General features: G+C 38.0%; 18 protein-coding genes, 1 rRNA gene and 1 riboswitch. Of the genes, 17 read left to right on the top strand and 2 right to left on the bottom strand.

Features of this window, described 5'->3' with window-relative positions:
• The 15 genes from rrf to purD all read left to right on the top strand — a co-directional run.
• Window positions 1–91 (top strand): 5S ribosomal RNA (gene rrf, locus ACTNDN_RS19345); the annotation flags it as partial.
• A 413-nt stretch (window positions 92–504) separates the two neighbouring features.
• Complete coding sequence (locus ACTNDN_RS19340) at window positions 505–1,050, top strand: DUF2179 domain-containing protein (protein WP_048718364.1); 546 nt, start codon at window positions 505–507, stop codon at window positions 1,048–1,050.
• Complete coding sequence (locus tag ACTNDN_RS19335) at window positions 1,043–1,240, top strand: NETI motif-containing protein (protein WP_048718362.1); 198 nt, start codon at window positions 1,043–1,045, stop codon at window positions 1,238–1,240. Before ACTNDN_RS19340 ends, ACTNDN_RS19335 begins: the two co-directional genes overlap by 8 nt.
• A 107-nt stretch (window positions 1,241–1,347) precedes the next feature.
• A riboswitch (purine riboswitch) is annotated at window positions 1,348–1,449 on the top strand.
• A 124-nt stretch (window positions 1,450–1,573) separates the two neighbouring features.
• The gene (purE, locus tag ACTNDN_RS19330; protein WP_048718360.1) at window positions 1,574–2,062 is read left to right on the top strand and encodes a 5-(carboxyamino)imidazole ribonucleotide mutase; all 489 of its coding nucleotides are present in this window, start codon (window positions 1,574–1,576) and stop codon (window positions 2,060–2,062) included.
• Window positions 2,049–3,203 carry a 5-(carboxyamino)imidazole ribonucleotide synthase gene (gene purK / locus ACTNDN_RS19325; protein WP_192840952.1) on the top strand — a complete coding sequence of 385 codons (1,155 nt, stop codon included), beginning with the start codon at window positions 2,049–2,051 and terminating at the stop codon, window positions 3,201–3,203. The genes purE and purK overlap by 14 nt, the downstream gene beginning before the upstream one ends.
• A 3-nt stretch (window positions 3,204–3,206) precedes the next feature.
• The gene (gene purB / locus ACTNDN_RS19320; protein ID WP_048718358.1) at window positions 3,207–4,499 is read left to right on the top strand and encodes an adenylosuccinate lyase; all 1,293 of its coding nucleotides are present in this window, start codon (window positions 3,207–3,209) and stop codon (window positions 4,497–4,499) included.
• A gap of 136 nt (window positions 4,500–4,635) precedes the next feature.
• Window positions 4,636–5,355: a phosphoribosylaminoimidazolesuccinocarboxamide synthase gene (gene purC, locus ACTNDN_RS19315; protein ID WP_235252045.1), complete on the top strand. Its 720-nt coding sequence runs from the start codon at window positions 4,636–4,638 to the stop codon at window positions 5,353–5,355.
• Window positions 5,348–5,602 carry a phosphoribosylformylglycinamidine synthase subunit PurS gene (gene purS, locus ACTNDN_RS19310; protein WP_016205034.1) on the top strand — a complete coding sequence of 85 codons (255 nt, stop codon included), beginning with the start codon at window positions 5,348–5,350 and terminating at the stop codon, window positions 5,600–5,602. The genes purC and purS overlap by 8 nt, the downstream gene beginning before the upstream one ends.
• Window positions 5,599–6,285: a phosphoribosylformylglycinamidine synthase subunit PurQ gene (gene purQ / locus ACTNDN_RS19305; protein WP_235252046.1), complete on the top strand. Its 687-nt coding sequence runs from the start codon at window positions 5,599–5,601 to the stop codon at window positions 6,283–6,285. Before purS ends, purQ begins: the two co-directional genes overlap by 4 nt.
• On the top strand, window positions 6,269–8,485 hold the full coding sequence (purL, locus tag ACTNDN_RS19300; protein WP_235252047.1) for a phosphoribosylformylglycinamidine synthase subunit PurL: 2,217 nt from the start codon (window positions 6,269–6,271) through the stop codon (window positions 8,483–8,485). Before purQ ends, purL begins: the two co-directional genes overlap by 17 nt.
• A complete protein-coding gene (purF, locus tag ACTNDN_RS19295; protein ID WP_048718351.1) occupies window positions 8,470–9,882 on the top strand; it encodes an amidophosphoribosyltransferase in 1,413 nt (470 codons plus the stop codon). The genes purL and purF overlap by 16 nt, the downstream gene beginning before the upstream one ends.
• Before the next feature lie 139 nt (window positions 9,883–10,021).
• Window positions 10,022–11,053 (top strand): phosphoribosylformylglycinamidine cyclo-ligase, encoded by a 1,032-nt coding sequence (gene purM / locus ACTNDN_RS19290; protein WP_031539691.1) that lies wholly within the window; start codon window positions 10,022–10,024, stop codon window positions 11,051–11,053.
• A gap of 16 nt (window positions 11,054–11,069) precedes the next feature.
• Window positions 11,070–11,654 (top strand): phosphoribosylglycinamide formyltransferase, encoded by a 585-nt coding sequence (gene purN, locus ACTNDN_RS19285; RefSeq protein ID WP_031539688.1) that lies wholly within the window; start codon window positions 11,070–11,072, stop codon window positions 11,652–11,654.
• A gap of 71 nt (window positions 11,655–11,725) precedes the next feature.
• Window positions 11,726–13,261 carry a bifunctional phosphoribosylaminoimidazolecarboxamide formyltransferase/IMP cyclohydrolase gene (gene purH, locus ACTNDN_RS19280; RefSeq protein WP_082169284.1) on the top strand — a complete coding sequence of 512 codons (1,536 nt, stop codon included), beginning with the start codon at window positions 11,726–11,728 and terminating at the stop codon, window positions 13,259–13,261.
• A 28-nt stretch (window positions 13,262–13,289) separates the two neighbouring features.
• Window positions 13,290–14,546, top strand: coding sequence for a phosphoribosylamine--glycine ligase (gene purD / locus ACTNDN_RS19275; RefSeq protein WP_031539683.1), 1,257 nt, complete (start codon window positions 13,290–13,292; stop codon window positions 14,544–14,546).
• A gap of 423 nt (window positions 14,547–14,969) precedes the next feature.
• Here purD and ACTNDN_RS19270 read toward each other — a convergent pair whose 3' ends face one another.
• Window positions 14,970–15,854 carry an SDR family oxidoreductase gene (locus ACTNDN_RS19270; protein ID WP_441131836.1) on the bottom strand — a complete coding sequence of 295 codons (885 nt, stop codon included), beginning with the start codon at window positions 15,852–15,854 and terminating at the stop codon, window positions 14,970–14,972.
• 111 nt (window positions 15,855–15,965) lie between these two features.
• Complete coding sequence (locus ACTNDN_RS19265; protein WP_065429138.1) at window positions 15,966–16,343, bottom strand: YgaP-like transmembrane domain; 378 nt, start codon at window positions 16,341–16,343, stop codon at window positions 15,966–15,968.
• A 171-nt stretch (window positions 16,344–16,514) separates the two neighbouring features.
• On the opposite strand from ACTNDN_RS19265, the gene ACTNDN_RS19260 reads away from it, so the two are divergent.
• Window positions 16,515–18,260 carry an adenine deaminase C-terminal domain-containing protein gene (locus ACTNDN_RS19260; RefSeq protein ID WP_441131835.1) on the top strand — a complete coding sequence of 582 codons (1,746 nt, stop codon included), beginning with the start codon at window positions 16,515–16,517 and terminating at the stop codon, window positions 18,258–18,260.
• Between the two features lie 138 nt (window positions 18,261–18,398).
• Complete coding sequence (locus tag ACTNDN_RS19255) at window positions 18,399–19,439, top strand: DUF3048 domain-containing protein (RefSeq protein ID WP_441131833.1); 1,041 nt, start codon at window positions 18,399–18,401, stop codon at window positions 19,437–19,439.
• The last annotated feature ends 9 nt before the right edge of the window (window positions 19,440–19,448 follow it).

Genomic DNA, 19,448 nt, shown 5'->3' with positions numbered 1-19,448 from the left:
CCCGTTCCCATACCGAACACGGAAGTTAAGCTTCTAAAGCGCCGATGGTAGTTGGGGGTTCTCCCCCTGTGAGAGTAGGACGTCGCCAGGCCACTAAAAGACCTAAAAGCTTTATTGCTTTTAGGTCTTTTTTTACGTAAATAAAATACTAAATCAGAACAGATGCGCTAACTAGTGATGAGTAATAGATTATATCTTTGTGACTTTAGACAATATATTAAATTGGGGACATAGCTACTTCATTTCGCTAATTCATCCTATTACTTCGTACTTAAACATCAAATAATGGAGTTAACAATTATATATCTCCTTACTAAAATAAATGAAGAAATCAGCCACAATATTAGTGAGTTTTTTCAAAAAAAAACCGACTTTCTTCTATTATATATATTTTCAGATTTATCTGTCTTTTATTGAAGAATATAAAATTGTTTACTTCTTTCTTATTAGGTAATTATAAGTATAATATAGGAATAGTAAATACATATGGGAGTGAGCAAATACATGCTTGAAAATAGTGTTACGATGGTATTGATTATTCTCATAATCAATATTGTCTACGTTTCTTTTTTCACGATACGAATGATTTTAACTTTAAAGGGCCAACGTTATTTAGCTGCATTTATCAGCATGATAGAGGTAGTCATTTATGTTATAGGTTTAGGGTTGGTTTTGGATAATTTGGATCAAATTCAGAACTTAGTTGCCTATGCTATCGGATATGGTATAGGAGTAATTGTTGGAATGAAAATTGAGGAGAAGCTAGCTTTAGGATATATAACAGTTAATGTTATAACAAAGGAATATGATAGAGATTTGCCTAATTCTTTAAGAACTAAAGGATATGGTGTAACAACTTGGGCTGCACAGGGGCTAGAAGGCGATCGTATGTCTTTGCAAATATTGACTCCTCGAAAATATGAATTAAAATTATATCAGACAATTAAAGAGTTGGACCCAAAAGCATTTATAATTGCATATGAGCCAAAAGCGATTTATGGTGGATTCTGGGTGAAAAGTGTTAAGAAAGGAAAATTGTTTAATGAGTAAGAAAAAAAGATTTGAAGTACAAATAAATGAGACGATTAATGATTGTCTAGAAAGAATGAAGAAGGAAGGTTATACGCCAATAAAACGGATGGAAAAGCCGGTTTTTAAGGAAATAAAGGTGAATGGTCAAATGTCTTATGAGCCAGTATCACAACAAATTATCTTTGAAGCAATACAGCTAGAAGGTTAAATCACGAACAATAAAATCATATTTATATTAATTGTTCGACATTTACTGTTGACAATATATAAATATGCTTGTTAAGATGGTATAGTGTTAATTAAAAAAGACGGAAATAAAATAAATTAAATAGCCCTCATATAATAATGGGAATATGGCCCATAAGTTTCTACCCGGTAACCGTAAAATACTGGACTATGAGGGAAAGTGAATGAAAACGAGCTGAAAAAAGTAGAGTATACTTTATTCAGGTTTATTTAAGCTCTGGACAGATACTTTCTCTCTTTTAGTGTAGAAAAGTGTTCTGGCTAGGGCTTTTTAAATGGAATCAGGAGGGAGAACATGACCGCATCTGTTGGTGTTATCATGGGGAGTAAATCAGATTGGGAAACAATGAAGCATGCGTGTGGAATATTAGATCAACTGGAAGTAGATTACGAGAAAAAAGTGGTCTCTGCTCATCGTACTCCTGACTTAATGTTTGAATATGCCGAAAGCGCGAGAGATAGAGGAATGAAAGTAATTATTGCCGGAGCAGGTGGAGCGGCACATCTTCCAGGCATGATTGCGGCTAAGACAACTTTGCCTGTTATAGGAGTTCCTGTTCAATCAAGAGCTTTAAATGGACTGGATTCTCTATTATCAATTGTACAAATGCCTGGTGGAGTGCCAGTTGCTACTGTAGCAATTGGTAAAGCTGGTGCGACGAATGCAGGACTTCTTGCAGCCCAAATACTAGGTGCTACAGACTTAGAATTAGCAGAAAGACTTTTTTCCATGAGAGAAAGAACAAAAAAAGAAGTAATGGAAAGTAGTGATGAGCTTGTCTAATAAAGTAATACTGCCAGGTCAAACAATTGGTATTATAGGTGGCGGTCAGTTAGGACGAATGATGGCAATCGCTGCAAAAGCACAAGGGTTTAGAATTGCAGTATTAGATCCAACCGAAGATTCTCCTTGTGGGCAAGTAGCTGATTATAAAATTATCGATGCCTATGATAGTTTATCAGCTATAAAAAAATTAGCAGAAGTAAGTGATGTAATAACTTATGAATTTGAAAATATAGATGCAGCTTGTCTAGATTGGTTAACCAATAATGCTAACGTTCCACAAGGTTCTGCTGTTCTTGAAATTACACAGGATCGAGTAAAGGAAAAAAAAGCAATAGAGCAAGCTGGAGTTAAGATAGCTCCATATGTAGTTGTTGAAAAAACAAGTGATATTTATAGTGGTTTAGCACAATTAGGCTATCCAGCTGTTTTAAAAACAGCCCGTGGAGGTTATGATGGAAAAGGCCAATATGTTATTAAAGAAAGCAGTCAAATAACAGAAGCGGAAAAGCTTTTAAACAATGGAGTTTGTGTATTAGAAAAATGGATTCCTTTTAATAAGGAAATATCGGTTATTATCACTAGAAGTGGAAAGGGAGAGGCTACTGTTTTTCCAGTTAGTGAAAATATCCATCTTAATAATATTTTGCATGAATCAATCGTTCCGGCTCGAATTAGCGACGTGGCAAAAGACTTAGCGATTGAAAAAGCAAGTAAGCTTGCTGAGAATCTACATTTAGTAGGAACACTAGCAGTAGAAATGTTCCTGACAGAAGACGAAGAGATTTATATTAATGAGTTGGCTCCTAGACCACATAATTCTGGGCATTATACAATTGAGGCGTGCGAGACTTCACAGTTTGAACAGCATATCCGTGCGGTGTGTAATTGGCCGTTAGCGAGCACTAGACTATTAAGACCTGCTGTCATGGTTAATATTCTCGGTCAACATCAAGGACAGATGATTGATAGGATTCCTGATTTACAGGATTGGAAAATTCATCTTTATGGAAAACTGGAACCAAAGGAAAATAGGAAAATGGGGCATGCAACCTTACTTCGCTCATCTGTTGAAATAGCATTAGATGAAATCGAGAATACAAACGTATGGAATGTGCAGACAGAAAAAATCGGAGGATAAACAATGATCGATCGTTACACAAGACCAGAAATGGGAAACATTTGGACAGAGGAAAATCGCTTTAAAGCATGGTTAGAAGTAGAAATTTTGGCATGTGAAGCTTGGGTGAAGCTTGGTGAAATCCCAGCAGAAGATGTTAAAAAGATCCGCGAAAATGCTTCGTTTGATATCGAGCGCATTAAAGAAATTGAGCTAGATACAAGACATGATGTTGTAGCATTTACAAGAGCAGTATCTGAAACACTAGGAGAAGAAAGAAAATGGGTACATTATGGTTTAACTTCTACAGATGTTGTTGATACAGCACTTTCATACTTAATTAAACAAGCAAATGAGATTATATTAAAAGATGTAGAGAACTTTATTGAAGTTTTGAAGAATAAAGCACAAGAACATAAATACACCGTTATGATGGGGCGTACACATGGAGTTCATGCTGAACCAACTACTTTTGGCCTAAAGCTTGCCCTATGGTATGAAGAAATGAAACGTAACCTTGAAAGATTTAAAGCAGCAGCTGAAGGAATTGAATATGGCAAGATTTCCGGTGCGGTAGGAACTTATGCTAATATTGATCCCTTTGTGGAGCAATATGTATGTGAAGAATTAGGATTAAAACCAGCACCGATTTCTACGCAAACGTTGCAACGTGATCGTCATGCGGATTATATGTCTACTCTAGCTTTAATCGCTACTTCTATTGAAAAATTCGCAGTGGAAATTCGTGGATTGCAAAAAAGTGAAACAAGAGAGGTAGAAGAATTTTTCGCTAAAGGACAAAAAGGGTCTTCTGCTATGCCGCATAAACGTAACCCAATCGGTTCAGAAAACATGGCAGGTCTTGCACGTGTTATTCGTGGTTATATGCTAACAGCGTATGAAAATGTCCCATTATGGCATGAAAGAGATATTTCCCATTCTTCTGCAGAGCGTATCATTATTCCAGATGCAACGATTGCATTGAATTATATGTTAAACCGTTTCAGCAATATCGTGAAAAACCTAACTGTATTCCCTGATAACATGAAGCGTAATATGGATCGTACGCTTGGTTTAATTTACTCACAACGAGTATTACTTGCGCTAATTGATAAGGGGCTTACAAGAGAAGAAGCGTATGACACTGTACAGCCTAGGGCAATGGAATCTTGGGAAAAGCAAGTACCGTTCCGTCAGCTAGTAGATAGCGATGCAGTAATTTCTTCTAAGTTAACAAAAGAAGAAATTGATGATTGCTTTGATTATCACTTCCATATTAAACATGTTGATACGATTTTTGATCGTCTTGGATTATAAAAAAATAAGAGCTGTCACATAAAATGACAGCTCTACTACAAACAGTTGAAACTGAATATACCGAATTTTAAGCAAGATAGCGCAAGTAAGAATTTTTCGTTTTATCCCTAATTTTTTTGATAAGGAGACTCTTCAAATGGAAAAGAGAGCTTTATTGTATGAAGGAAAAGCAAAAAGAGTGTATAAAACTTCAGATGAGGATATTGTTTGGCTGGAATATAAAGATTCCGCTACTGCCTTTAATGGTGAGAAGAAAGCGACTATAACAGGCAAAGGTCGATTAAACAATGAGATTACTAGTTTACTATTCTTAAAGTTAAAAGACTTTGGTATTCCATCACATTTTGTCGAAAAATTGTCCGAAACGGAACAGCTTGTAAAGAAAGTGGATATTATCCCATTAGAAGTAGTTGTTCGTAATCTAGCAGCGGGAAGTTTTTCAAAAAGATTAGGAATAGAAGAGGGCAATCCGTTATCAAAGCCATTGGTTGAATTTTACTACAAGGATGATGCACTAGGGGATCCAATGATTACGGAAGACCATATCGAAGAATTAAAGCTTGCATCAACAGAGGAAGTTGCATTTTTAAAGAAAAAGGCACTAGAAGTAAACGAAGTATTAAGCAAATTTTTTGGTGAACTGGGAATTAACTTAGTGGATTTCAAATTAGAATTTGGAAAAGACAAAGATGGAAATATTCTTCTTGCTGATGAAATTTCGCCAGATACATGCCGACTTTGGGATAAAGAGACAAATGCGAAATTAGATAAGGATGTATTCCGTCGTGATTTAGGTAATCTAACAGATGCATACGAAAATATTTTAGCGAGACTAGGGGGAAGTCAACATGTTTAAGGTTAAAGTATATATCACATTGAGAGAAAGTGTATTAGATCCACAAGGTAATGCAGTGAAGGGATCTTTGCATTCGTTAAATTATAAAGAAGTAGAAGATGTACGTATCGGTAAATACCTAGAGTTAACAATTGATAAATCAGAAAGAAATATAGATGAGCTAGTGAAGGAAATGTGTGAAAAGCTACTTGCTAATACAGTAATTGAGGATTACCGCTATGAGGTGGAGGAGGTTGTTGCACAGTGAAGTTTGCAGTAATCGTATTTCCAGGATCCAATTGTGATGTTGATATGTTCCATGCGGTAAAGGATGAGCTTGGAGAAGAAGTAGAATATGTATGGCATGATACAGATAGTTTAGAAGGATTTGACGGAATATTGCTACCTGGAGGATTCTCTTATGGTGACTATCTTCGTACAGGAGCGATTGCAAGATTCAGTAATGTAATGAAAGAAGTAGTGAAAGCAGCAGAAGCAGGCAAACCAGTTCTTGGTGTATGTAATGGATTCCAAATATTATTAGAAGCAGGTTTACTGCCTGGTGCAATGAGAAGAAATGAAAGTTTAATGTTTATCTGTAAGCCAGTTGAACTACAGGTAGCAAATAATAATACGATGTTCTCCTCTGCATATAAGGAAAACGAAGTAATCACTGTCCCGATTGCGCACGGAGAAGGCAATTACTACTGTGATGAAGAAACATTAGCCAACTTAAAAGCAAATAATCAAATTGTCTTTACTTATAATGGTACAAATCCAAACGGAAGTTTAGAAAATATTGCTGGAATCACAAATGAAAAAGGAAATGTCCTTGGCATGATGCCACATCCAGAAAGAGCAGTAGATGAGCTATTAGGTGGAGCAGATGGTCTGAAAATATTTAAATCAATCGTTAGTCAGTGGAGGGAAGCAAATGTCGTTCAGCTTTGAGCCAAGTCCAGAACAAATTAAATCAGAAGAAATTTACAAACAAATGGGTGTGACGGATGAAGAGTTTGCGATGGTAGAAGGAATTCTTGGTCGCCTTCCTAACTATACAGAGATCGGGTTATTTTCCGTTATGTGGTCAGAACATTGTAGTTATAAAAACTCTAAGCCTGTATTAAAGAAGTTTCCGATAACAGGACCTCAAGTATTACAAGGACCTGGTGAGGGTGCAGGGATTGTAGATATCGGCGATGGCCAAGCGGTAGCGTTTAAAATCGAAAGCCATAACCATCCATCAGCTATTGAACCATATCAAGGAGCTGCAACAGGTGTAGGTGGAATTATCCGTGATGTATTCTCGATGGGGGCAAGACCAATTGCTATTCTTAACTCTTTACGATTTGGAGAATTGGATAATGAACGTACGAAATATCTATTTAAAGAAGTAGTTGCAGGAATTGCTGGCTATGGTAACTGTATTGGTATTCCGACAGTTGGCGGAGAAATTGCTTTTGATGATTCCTATGCAGGCAACCCGCTTGTTAATGCAATGTGTGTTGGTTTAATTAATCATGAGGATATTAAAAAAGGCCAGGCACACGGTGTTGGTAATACGGTAATGTATGTTGGTGCAAAAACAGGTCGTGACGGTATTCATGGTGCGACATTTGCTTCTGAAGAATTAACAGAGAACTCCGATGAAAAGCGTCCTGCTGTTCAAGTAGGAGATCCATTTATGGAAAAGCTTCTTCTTGAAGCGTGTCTTGAATTGATTCAATCAGATGCATTAGTTGGTATTCAAGATATGGGTGCTGCAGGACTGGCAAGCTCTAGTGCAGAAATGGCAAGTAAAGCAGGTTCTGGTATTGAAATGAATTTAGACTTAGTTCCACAGCGTGAAACAGGAATGACTGCCTATGAAATGATGCTTTCTGAATCACAAGAACGTATGTTGATTGTTGTGAAAAAAGGAAGAGAACAGGAAATCAAAGATCTTTTCCATAAATATGATTTAGAGGCAGTAGCAATTGGTGTTGTAACAGATGATAAAATGCTTCGTCTTCTTCATAAGGGAGAAGTAGTAGCAAATGTTCCAGCAGATGCTTTAGCAGAGGATGCACCTGTCTATCATAAGCCATCTAGTGAACCCGCTTATTACCGGGAGTTCCAAGTGATGGAAAACTATATTCCTACTGTAAAGAACTATGGGGAAACACTTATTAATCTATTAAAGCAGCCTACTATTGCAAGCAAAGAGTGGGTTTATGATCAATATGACTATATGGTTCGTACTAATACAGTAGTTGCACCAGGTTCTGATGCAGCAGTAGTACGTATTCGCGGAACGAAAAAAGCTTTAGCAATGACAACAGACTGTAATGCGAGATACTTATACTTAGACCCAGAAACAGGCGGCAAGATTGCAGTAGCAGAAGCAGCTCGCAATATCGTATGTTCTGGTGCAGAACCACTTGCTATTACTGACAACTTGAATTTTGGAAATCCAGAGAAACCGGAGATTTTCTGGCAAATTGAAAAAGCAGCAGACGGAATTAGCGAAGCTTGCTTAGCATTAAATGCACCAGTAATCGGCGGGAATGTCTCTTTATATAACGAAACGAATGGAACAGCTATTTACCCTACTCCTGTTATTGGAATGGTTGGATTAGTAAAAGATACGAAAGATATCACTACACAAAGTTTTAAAGCAGCTGGGGACTTAATCTATGTGCTCGGAGAAACAAAAGCAGAGTTTGGTGGAAGTGAATTGCAAAAAATGCTAGAAGGATCTATTTCTGGAAAAGCACCTTCCTTAGACTTAGAAGTGGAAAAAGCTTATCAACAAGCAGTTCTAGAAGCAATTCGCACAGGCGTTGTTGAGTCCGCTCATGATTTAGCTGAGGGTGGTTTGGCAGTTGCTGTTGCAGAAAGCTTAATTAGCTCAAAAGGCTTAGGAGCAAAAGTTAATGTTAAAGAAGATGCAGTAACAGCACTTTTCAGTGAATCACAATCACGTTTCTTGCTTTCTATTAAACCAGAAAACAAAGAGACTTTTGAAAAATTAGTTCCTGCTACACTAGTAGGAGAAGTTACAGATACAGCCGTTCTTACCATAAGCCAAGGGGAAACTATTCTAGTAAATGAACAGGTTGATTCGTTAATGGATGCCTGGAGAGGAGCAATTCCATGCTTGCTGAAATAAGAGGGTTAAACGAAGAATGTGGCATTTTTGGTGTTTGGGGACATGAGGATGCATCTCAATTAGCATATTATGGACTGCATAGCCTACAGCATCGTGGCCAAGAAGGAACTGGTATTGTAGCAACAGATGGGGAAAAGTTAAAAGGAATTAAAGGAGAAGGGTTAGTCTCCGAAATTTTTACCCAAGAAGCAATTAAAGAATTGTCTGGAAAAGCTGCAATTGGGCATGTACGTTATGCAACAGCAGGAGGCGGAGGATATGAAAATGTCCAGCCTCTTCTGTTCCATTTCCAAAGCGGAAGCATGGCACTTGCCCACAACGGAAATTTGGTAAATGCGACAGCTTTAAAAAGCCAGCTTGAAGCACAAGGAAGTATTTTTCAAACAAGCTCTGATACAGAAGTTCTTGCCCATTTAATTAGAAGAGGCGGTTTTTCGGCATTTAAGGAAAGAGTGAAAAATGCGCTGACAATGATAAAAGGAGCGTATGCTTTTCTTATCTTAACGGAAACAGAATTAATGGTTGCCCTAGATCCAAATGGCATGCGTCCCCTTTCTTTAGGAAAATTAGGAGATGCGTATGTTGTTGCATCTGAAACATGTGCATTTGACGTAGTCGGAGCGGAGTTTGTTCGTGATATTTTACCAGGCGAACTTTTAATCATTGATGACAACGGCTTCCGTTCAGAGATGTTCTCTGTCGCTTCTAATATTGCCATGTGCACAATGGAGTATGTTTATTTCTCTAGACCGGATAGCAATATAAATGGAATCAATGTGCATACTGCTCGTAAAAATCTTGGGAAAAGATTAGCAATCGAGGCACCTATTGAAGCAGATGTAGTAACTGGAGTACCGGATTCTAGTATTTCAGCAGCAATCGGATATGCGGAAGCTACTGGTATTCCGTATGAGCTTGGTTTGATTAAAAATCGCTATGTTGGTCGAACATTTATTCAGCCTTCCCAGTCTCTTCGTGAGCAAGGTGTTAAGATGAAGCTTTCTGCTGTACGCGGAGTAGTAGAAGGAAAAAGAGTAATTATGGTCGATGATTCAATCGTTCGTGGCACAACAAGTAAACGTATTGTGACTATGTTAAGAGAAGCAGGAGCAACAGAAGTGCACGTCCTAATCAGTTCCCCACCAATTAAAAATCCTTGCTTCTATGGAATTGATACATCAACAAAAGAAGAGTTGATTGCATCGAAATATTCAGTAGAAGAACTTCGTGAATTAATTGGAGCTGACTCTCTTATCTTCCTAAGCACAGAAGGAATGATTGATGCAATTGGCAGAACAGATGATGGGGAAAATAGAGGACATTGCCTTGCTTGCTTTACTGGTAGGTACCCAACAGAAATTTATCCCAACGCGGATCATCCATACGAGAAAGTATAAAGATAAGAAGCTAAGATCCAAATGGAATGAAAAAAATTATACTTCTGTAACTGTTAAAAATAAAAGAAAAGCGGCATGAATAAATGTCGCTTTTCCACCTGAATCAAACTAGACTTTTCGATATTTTAGGAGGCATAAAATGGCTGAAGCTTATAAACAAGCAGGAGTTAATATAGAGGCAGGCTATGAAGCAGTGACAAGAATGAAAAAGCATGTGAAAAAAACAACTCGTCCAGGTGTTATGGGTGGATTAGGCGGATTTGGCGGCATGTTCGATTTATCTGTCCTTCATTTAAATAATCCTGTTTTGGTATCGGGGACAGATGGAGTAGGAACAAAGTTAATGCTTGCTTTTATGCTTGATAAGCATGACACAATTGGAATTGATGCTGTGGCAATGTGTGTGAACGATATTGTCGTTCAAGGGGCAGAACCTATCTATTTCCTTGACTATATTGCTTGTGGAAAAGCAGACCCTAGTAAAATCGAGGCGATTGTCAAAGGAATTGCAGATGGCTGTGAACAAGCCGGCTGTGCTTTAGTTGGCGGTGAAACTGCTGAGATGCCAGGAATGTATGATGAGGAAGAATATGATTTAGCAGGATTTGCTGTCGGAGCTTGTGAAAAAGAAAAGCTAGTAACTGGCGAAAAAATCCAAGCTGGAGATGTATTGATTGGCCTAGCATCAAATGGAATTCATAGCAATGGCTACTCTCTTGTCCGAAAATTATTTTTTGACAAAGCCAATATGTCTCTATCTGATTATATCGAGGAATTCGGTTGTACGTTAGGAGAAGAATTGATCAAGCCGACTAAAATTTACGTCAAATCAGTGCTATCTGCTTTAAAGGAATTTGAGATTAAAGGTCTTGCTCATATTACTGGCGGCGGCTTTATCGAAAATATTCCAAGAATGCTTCCAGAAGGCTTCGGAATGGAACTGGATGAATCAAACTGGGAAGTACCAGCTGTTTTTGAAAAAATGGAGCAAATTGGTGAAATCGATCGTAAAGAAATGTATAACATCTTTAATATGGGCACTGGAATGGTGCTTGCTGTCAGCAAAGAAGAAGAGGAGCAAGTAATTGACCATTTTACTCGTATTGGGGAAAAGGCGTATACAATTGGTAAAGTAACAGATGACGGGGAAATAAATATCATCCTCAAATAGTGTTGGAGGAATGTATATGAAGCGGATTGCTGTTTTTGCTTCTGGTAATGGTTCAAACTTTCAGGCAATAGTAAATGCGGTAAAACGAGAGGAGCTAAATACCTCTATTACCCTATTAGTCTCTGATAAACCGGGAGCTTTTGTTATTGATAGAGCGATGAAGGAAGAAATACCTACCTTTGTTTTTGCAGCGAAGAATTATCAGGAAAAGGCAAACTATGAACGAGAGATTTTAAAGCATTTAAAAGCAAATGAAGTTGACTTAATTGTTCTAGCAGGATATATGAGATTAATAGGTGAAACACTTTTACAAGCTTATTCTGGAAAAATTATCAATATTCACCCGTCGCTATTGCCAGCTTTTCCAGGCAAGGACGCAATTGGCCAAGCATTAAAGGCTAAAGTTTCGCAAACAGGCATCACGATTCATTACGTTGACGCTGGAATGGATACAGGCCCCATCATTGCCCAAGAGGCCATTACTTTGTCAGACAAAGAAACAAGAGAAAGCATTCAGGAAAAAATTCAAGCATTGGAGCACCGACTTTATCCAAGCGTTATACAACACTTACTTCATAAAAAAGAAGTATTCCATCAATAGACGAACAGATAAACTAAAAAGACCATCATACTTAAGATATCAACAGGCATGAAATATCAGGGGGAATAATGATGAAAAAAAGAGCGTTAATTAGTGTTTCTGATAAAACAGGTATTACAGATTTTGCAAAAGAGCTACATGAATTAGGATTTGAGTTAATTTCTACAGGCGGAACAAAAAAAGCAATTCAAGATAGTGGGATTCCTGTAATGAGTGTTAGCGAGGTCACTGGATTTCCTGAAATTCTAGAAGGAAGAGTGAAAACATTAAATCCGTATATTCATGGTGGGTTGCTTGCGAAATTTAATGAGCCAAGCCATATTGCCCAATTAGAAGAGCATAAAATTGACCCAATTCAAATCGTTTGTGTTAATTTATATCCTTTCCAACAAACGATTGCTAAGCCAGATGTAACGGTGGAAGATGCGATTGAAAATATAGATATCGGCGGACCAACAATGCTTCGTGCTTCAGCAAAGAATCACCAGTATGTAACGGTAGTGGTAGATCCTGTTGATTATCAAACCGTTATTTCTGAATTAAAGCAAGATAAGGAAGTATCGTTTGAAACGAGACGAAGACTTGCAGCAAAAGTATTCCGTCATACAGCAGCTTATGATGCTATGATTGCAGAATATATGACAGAGCTTACGCAAGAAGAAACACCAGAAAAATTAACAGTTACATATGAGTTGAAGCAATCCTTGCGCTATGGAGAGAATCCACATCAAAAGGCAGCATTTTACCGTAAACCACTTGGATCTGATTTCTCGATTGCTAATGCAACTCAATTACATGGAAAAGAACTATCTTATAACAATATCAACGATGCAGATGCAGCAATCCAAATTGTAAAAGAGTTTGCAGAGCCTGCTGCAGTTGCGATTAAGCATAGTAATCCATGTGGAGTTGGAACAGGAGAAGATATTTTTACTGCTTTCACAAAAGCTTTTGAAGCAGATCCAGTTTCTATCTTCGGTGGGATTATTGCGTTAAATAGAGAAGTAGATGCAGAGACAGCTCAAAAACTACATGAAATTTTCTTGGAAATTGTCATTGCCCCTTCTTATTCCCAAGAGGCTTTAGATATTTTACAAGGAAAGAAAAATATTCGTTTATTAACGATTCCTTTTGAAACAGGTAGCAGCAAAGAAATGAAATTCACTTCTATTGAAGGTGGATTATTAACACAAGATTTTGATCGCTATTCTTTAGATGATGCAACAATCACCATTCCTACAGAGAAGAAGCCTACAGATGAAGAGTGGGAAGCTCTTAAATTTGGTTGGAAAATCGTTAAGCATGTTAAATCAAATGCAATTGTAGTGAATAACAAAGAAATGACACTTGGGGTTGGTGCTGGCCAAATGAATCGCGTCGGGTCTGCAAAAATTGCCTTAGAACAGGCTGGTGAGAAAGCAGTGGGTGCAGTGTTAGCATCTGATGCATTTTTCCCAATGGATGATACGGTTGAAGCGGCTGCCAAAGCAGGAGTTACAGCGATTATTCAAACAGGTGGAAGTATTCGTGATGAAGATTCCATCAAAAAAGCAAATGAATATGGAATTGCAATGGTATTAACAGGAGTAAGACATTTCAAACATTAATATCTTTAAGCTTGGGGGATATAAGAGAATGAAAGTACTCGTTATTGGCCGCGGTGGTCGGGAGCATGCAATTTGTACAAAAGTAAGGGAAAGTGAAAAAGTGGACACTGTTTTTGTGGCGCCAGGAAATGTTGGAATGACCGATGTCGCAGAACGTATTGCGATAGAAGAAACAGAGGTAGCGAAACTGGTCGATTTTGCCTTAACGCAAAAGATTGATTTAACTATTGTAGGTCCAGAAGTACCGTTACTTCTTGGGGTGGTTGATCAGTTTCAAGCTGCTGGCTTAAAAGTTTTTGGCCCAAATCAACGTGCCGCTGAAATAGAAGGAAGCAAATCATTCGCTAAAGACTTAATGAAGAAATATCAAATTCCAACTGGAGAATACCAAACTTTTTCTGATTATAAGGCGGCGAAAGCGTATATTGAGGAAAAAGGTGCACCAATTGTTATTAAAGCAGACGGATTAGCAGCAGGAAAAGGTGTAACTGTTGCAATGAACATGGAAGAGGCACTAGAGAGCATCCAGGAAATGCTTGTTGGCGAAAAATTCGGAAGTGCTTCTGCAACAGTCGTTATTGAGGAATTTTTAGCTGGCGAAGAATTTTCTTTAATGTCCTTTGTGGATGGAGATACGGTAATACCTTTGGAAATTGCCCAAGATCATAAACGTGCCTTTGATGGAGATAAAGGGCCAAATACAGGGGGGATGGGAGCTTATTCTCCTGTTCCACACATCGATCCAGAAATCGTGCAAACGGCAATTGAAACAATAGTCAAACCAACTGCAAAAGCGATGATAGCAGAAGGCAGAACATTTACAGGCATTTTATATGCTGGCTTAATCGCTACAGATAAAGGGCCAAAGGTAATCGAATTTAATGCAAGACTAGGTGATCCAGAAACACAAGTTATCTTACCGCGCATGAAGTCCGATTTAGTGGAAGTTATTTTGTCTGTATTAAATGGAGACACTCCAACTATTGAATGGTATGAAGAGGATATGCTAGGAGTAGTTATTGCGTCAAAAGGCTATCCGGAGGCATATGAAAAAGGCGTTGTTATCCATGGCTTAGACAAAATGGAAGATGTCTCTATTTTTCATGCTGGAACGAACTTAAATGAAGCAGGGGCATTTACAACTGATGGCGGTCGAGTTTTATTAATTGCTGCCAAGAGCCATACTTTAAAAGATGCACAGGATAAAGTATATAAAGAGCTAGAGAAATTAGAGAGCGATGGCGTTTTTTATCGAAATGACATCGGCTTTAAAGCGATAAAATAAGAAGGAATCTCCGTATGTAGCATTGATTTAGTCGATGATTGCATATGGGGATTCTTTTGTTAATGGTATATGGTGTGGTAATAGAGGAAGAGGAAGCGTCTCTAAGCCCAAAATCAAGCAAAAGCCGCCTTCGAGGTAACAGAGGAGTCGTATCTGAGCCCAAAATCAAGCAAAAGCCGCCTTCGAGGTAACAGAGGAGTCGTATCTGAGCCCAAAATCAAGCAAAAGCGCCCTTCAAGGTAACAGAGGAGTCGTATCTGAGCCCAAAATCAAGCAAAAGCGCCCTTCAAGGTAACAGAGGAGTCGTCTCTGAGCCCAAAATCAAGCAAAAGCGCCCTTCAAGGTAACAGAGGAGTCGTCTCTAAGCCCAACAACATAAAAAATCCAACCTCTAGGTAACAGAGACACTTCCCCCATTTAAACTTAAGCCAATTCAATCCCACCGGTAATACCATATATTTGAGCAGTAACATAGCTAGATTCATCAGATGCCAGAAATACATAAGTACTTGATAATTCAACTGGCTGTCCAGCACGTTTCAAAGGTGCTTGCTGGCCGAATGAAGGAATAGCTTCACTTGGCTGTCCACCTGTAATTTGTAAGGCTGTCCAAATAGGGCCTGGTGCAACAGAATTTACTCGGATTCCTTTAGAAGCCAATTGTTTGGCAAGGCCTCGAGTAAAGCCGTTAATGGCGAATTTGGATGGGGCATAATCTAATAAGTTTGGACTTGGATTATAGCCTTGAACAGAGGAGGTTGTGATAATAGAAGCTCCCTTTGGCAAGTATGGAAGTGCCGCTTTCACTACCCAATATAAAGAAAATACGTTTACTTCAAAGGTTTTTCGGAGCTGCTCTGTTGATAAATCTAGAATATCATCAACAGCCTGTTGTTTTCCGGCTACTAAAGCTAATACGTCTAGTCCACCTAATTCCTGATAAGCTTTATCCACTAATTCTTTACAGAAGCTCTCATCACTTAAGTCTCCAGGTATCAGCACTGCCTTTTGTCCCTCTGCTTCGATTAATTTCTTTACTTCATCAGCATCTTCTTGTTCAGCTGGTAAGTAATTAATGGCTACATCAGCACCTTCACGGGCATAAGCAATGGCGGCTGCACGACCAATGCCAGAATCGCCACCAGTTACTAATGATTTTCGTCCTTTTAATCTTCCAGAGCCCTTATAGCTTGTTTCCCCACAATCAGGCTGGGGATCCATTTTAGCTTGTACACCAGGAGGCTCCTGATATTGTTTTGGAAATTCATCATTATAATATAGATCCAATGGATTTTTTGGATTTGCCATTTTATCAACTCCTTCGTTCATTTTATGTTATTGCATTTACCACCTTAAGGCATTCCTAAACATAAACAAGATAAAGGCCATCCGATATATTGGATAGCCCATAGCAATGTTTTATTTTTTCATATCGTCTGGAGAAAATATTTTCTCTGGACTAAACTGTTCCATCATTTCTGCAACTCCATGAGAGGAAGAAGAATCTTTTGCCTCGGAATCGTGGGAAGATGGTGATGGACTGTGAGAGCTTTGATTTTGCGTGTGTTTGTGCTGGAATTTAGGCATCATTTCATCCTTTTTTCCATAAAGCGCAACTAATGGACAATAACGGACGATACCTTCTGCGATTTTCATCCCAGCTAGCAATGCAATTAGAAAATATGATTGTCGATAAGGCTTCTTCGTCATTTTTGCCGTGCTCCATGCAAGGAATGCACAACCACAAGTAATACGAATAAGCGCATTAATTAAACTTATATTTTGTTTTGGATTCATAAGTTTCGTTCCTCCTACATAAATTTAACAAAACAGTAATATGAATTAATATTTTATATGGTAAAATAATGTTAATCTTAGGAAATTACATAGCAATTCCTAATATATTCAAAGAGAAATCGTTCCATTTTTTATATACATGAGACAGACCATGAAAAGGGAGGAAGCGTAGTGTTAGCTCAGCGATATCGATGGAAAAACAAAGTTTTGCGTGACCATGTATCCATTTTGAATGGTGAAAAATCCCCCACAATCATTCTAAAAAATGCAACTTATTTAAATCAGATATTACGCAAGTGGCTTATAGCAAATATCTGGATATATCAAGATAGAATCATTTATGTGGGCAATGACATGCCCATCCGAATAGATCAAGCAGAAATTGTTGATTGCACAGAACTTTTTTTAGTTCCAGGATATATAGAACCACATGCTCATCCTTTTCAAATATATAATCCCCTAACCTTAGCCCAATATACATCACAATTTGGTACAACTACATATGTGAATGATAACCTTGTTTTGGCTATGCAGTTAGAAAAAAAGAAAGCGTTTACTTTTTTGAACTTTATGAAGGACATTCCATCTACGATATTATGGTGGAGTAGATATGATGCACAAACAGAGCTACAAGATGAAGAGCAAGTTTTTTCCCATGGAAATGTAAAAAGTTGGATAGAGAATGATGCAGTAATTCAAGGTGGAGAATTAACAGGCTGGCCGAAACTTTTAGACGGTGATGATATGATGCTTCACTGGATGCAGGAGACAAAGCGTCTGAGAAAGCGAATCGAGGGACATTTTCCGGGAGCATCTGAGAAAACGCTCGCAAAATTAATGCTTCTGGGAGTAGATAGTGATCATGAAGCAATGACAGGGAAAGAGGTGCTGAATCGTTTGCTTCAAGGGTATAAAGTAAGTCTTAGGTACTCTTCTATCCGACCAGATTTGCCTAAATTGCTAAAGGAAATGAAAGAATTGGGAATTGATCAGTATGATCGTTTAATGTTAACTACAGACGGATCTCCGTCCTCTTTTTACGAAAATGGGCATATTGATCAGCTCATTCGAATAGCAATGGATCATGGTGTACCATTAATAGATGCTTATAATATGGCAACCATTAATATCGCTAACTTTCATGGGATTGAACATTTACATGGCAACATTGCAACAGGGAGAGTTGCGAATATCAACTTACTGAAGGCGAAAGATAATCCAACGCCTGTCTCTGTGTTAGCCAAAGGAATTTGGGTGAAGAAAGATCGTAAAGAAATAAAGGAAGCCTATCCATCGGTTGAGTGGGAGCAATTTAATTTAACCCCCCTTGATATAAAATGGAATGTAAATAGCCTTGACATGCAATTTTCGATGCCCTTTGGAATAAGATTAGAGAATGCAGTAATTACCAAACCATATTCCATCTCGATTAACGTTTCTGATGCAATTCTCACAGAGGAACACGATGAATGTTATTTTATGCTCTTAGATCGAGAGGGAGAATGGCGAATCAACACTTTATTGAAGGGATTTACAAAGGAAATTGGCGGAATGGCTAGCTCTTATACAGGAGATGGAGATATAGTTTTATTAGGAAAAAGCCATGCTGATATGATAACCGCATTTAATCGCTTAAAGGAGATAGGTGGAGGCATTGTTCTGGTGAAAAACGGAAAGGTAGACATTGAAATTCCATTGCCATTAAGAGGAATGATGGCTGCTATGCCAATGGAGGAGCTTATTAAAAAAGAGAAGGAATTACTGCAGTATATTAAAGATAGAGGTTACCAGTATGAGGATCCTATCTATACCATTGTGTTTTTCACCTCCACCCATTTGCCATATATTCGGATTACGCAAAAAGGTTTATTTGATGTTATGAATAAAAGTGTACTCTTTCCAGCGATAATGCGTTAAAATATAAAAGAGTTCTATTGTTTAATTAGAATATTCTGATATATTAAATAAGTAAGGATTTACTCCCATAAAGGGAGTAGATGTTATAAACGACACAGACCATTTAACATCATGTTGATGGATTACTAGGAGGGGACTATGAAGAAAAGATGGTTTGTTTTTCTATTTCTGCTTCTTACCTTAACGGCCTGCAACAGCGAACCGAAGGATGTAGGAAAACATAATGGTAATCAAACCGGCAATGGTGCTAAGGAAGAAGAGGGATTAACAGACCTTGCTACTTTATATCCATTAACTGGTTTGCCTAGCAATACAGAAAGTACAGACCGTGCAGTTACTGTTATGGTTAATAATCATCCTGATGCAAGACCACAAACAGGACTGACAGATGCAGATATTGTGTATGAAGTATTAGCAGAAGGTGAAGTTACTCGGTTTCTAGCGGTTTTTCAAAGTACAAAGCCTACAGTAGTTGGGCCTGTCCGTAGTTCACGAGACTATTATATCGAGCTTGCAAAGGGTTATAATAGTTTGTATATTGCACATGGCTATAGTCCAGAAGCAAAAAAACTGCTTACAAACGGTTATATTGATAATTTAAACGGCATGGAGTATGATGGAACCCTCTTTAAAAGGTCCTCTGATCGAGTTGCTCCGCATAATTCTTACATAAGCTTTGCCAACATTGAGAAGGGTGCAAAGGAGAATAATTATTCGTTATCAGGAGCACCAGAACCATTACAATTTTTAAAAACAAAAGAACTAGAGGAAATAGAGGGCGAAGAGGCAACCTCTGTCAGTATTAATTATGGTACGAATCCAAGCTTTAATTCACAGTTTTTATATGAAGATGATATCCAGAAATATATTCGATTCTCTAATGGGGAACAAACAGTTGATTATGAAACAAATGCATCCGTGGCAGTAGATAATGTGTTTATAATTGAAACTAGTCATAAGGTTATTGATAATAAAGGAAGAAAAGAAATTGATTTAACATCTGGCGGCAACGCCTATTTGTTGCAGCAAGGAAAATGGCAGGAAGTTCATTGGGAAAATGTTGAAGGAAGACTTCTCCCATTTAAAGGAGATAAACAGGTAGGTTTTGTACCTGGGAAAACGTGGATTAATATAATCCCTTCGACTCCTGGACTAAAGAGCGCCGTAACGTTGAAATAATGATTGACT

The organism is Niallia sp. HCP3S3_B10 (assembly GCF_052064465.1).
Lineage (GTDB): Bacteria > Bacillota > Bacilli > Bacillales > Cytobacillaceae > Niallia > Niallia hominis.
Note: the sequence above shows the minus strand (reverse complement) of the source record. Positions and strands in the feature narration are given on the sequence as shown.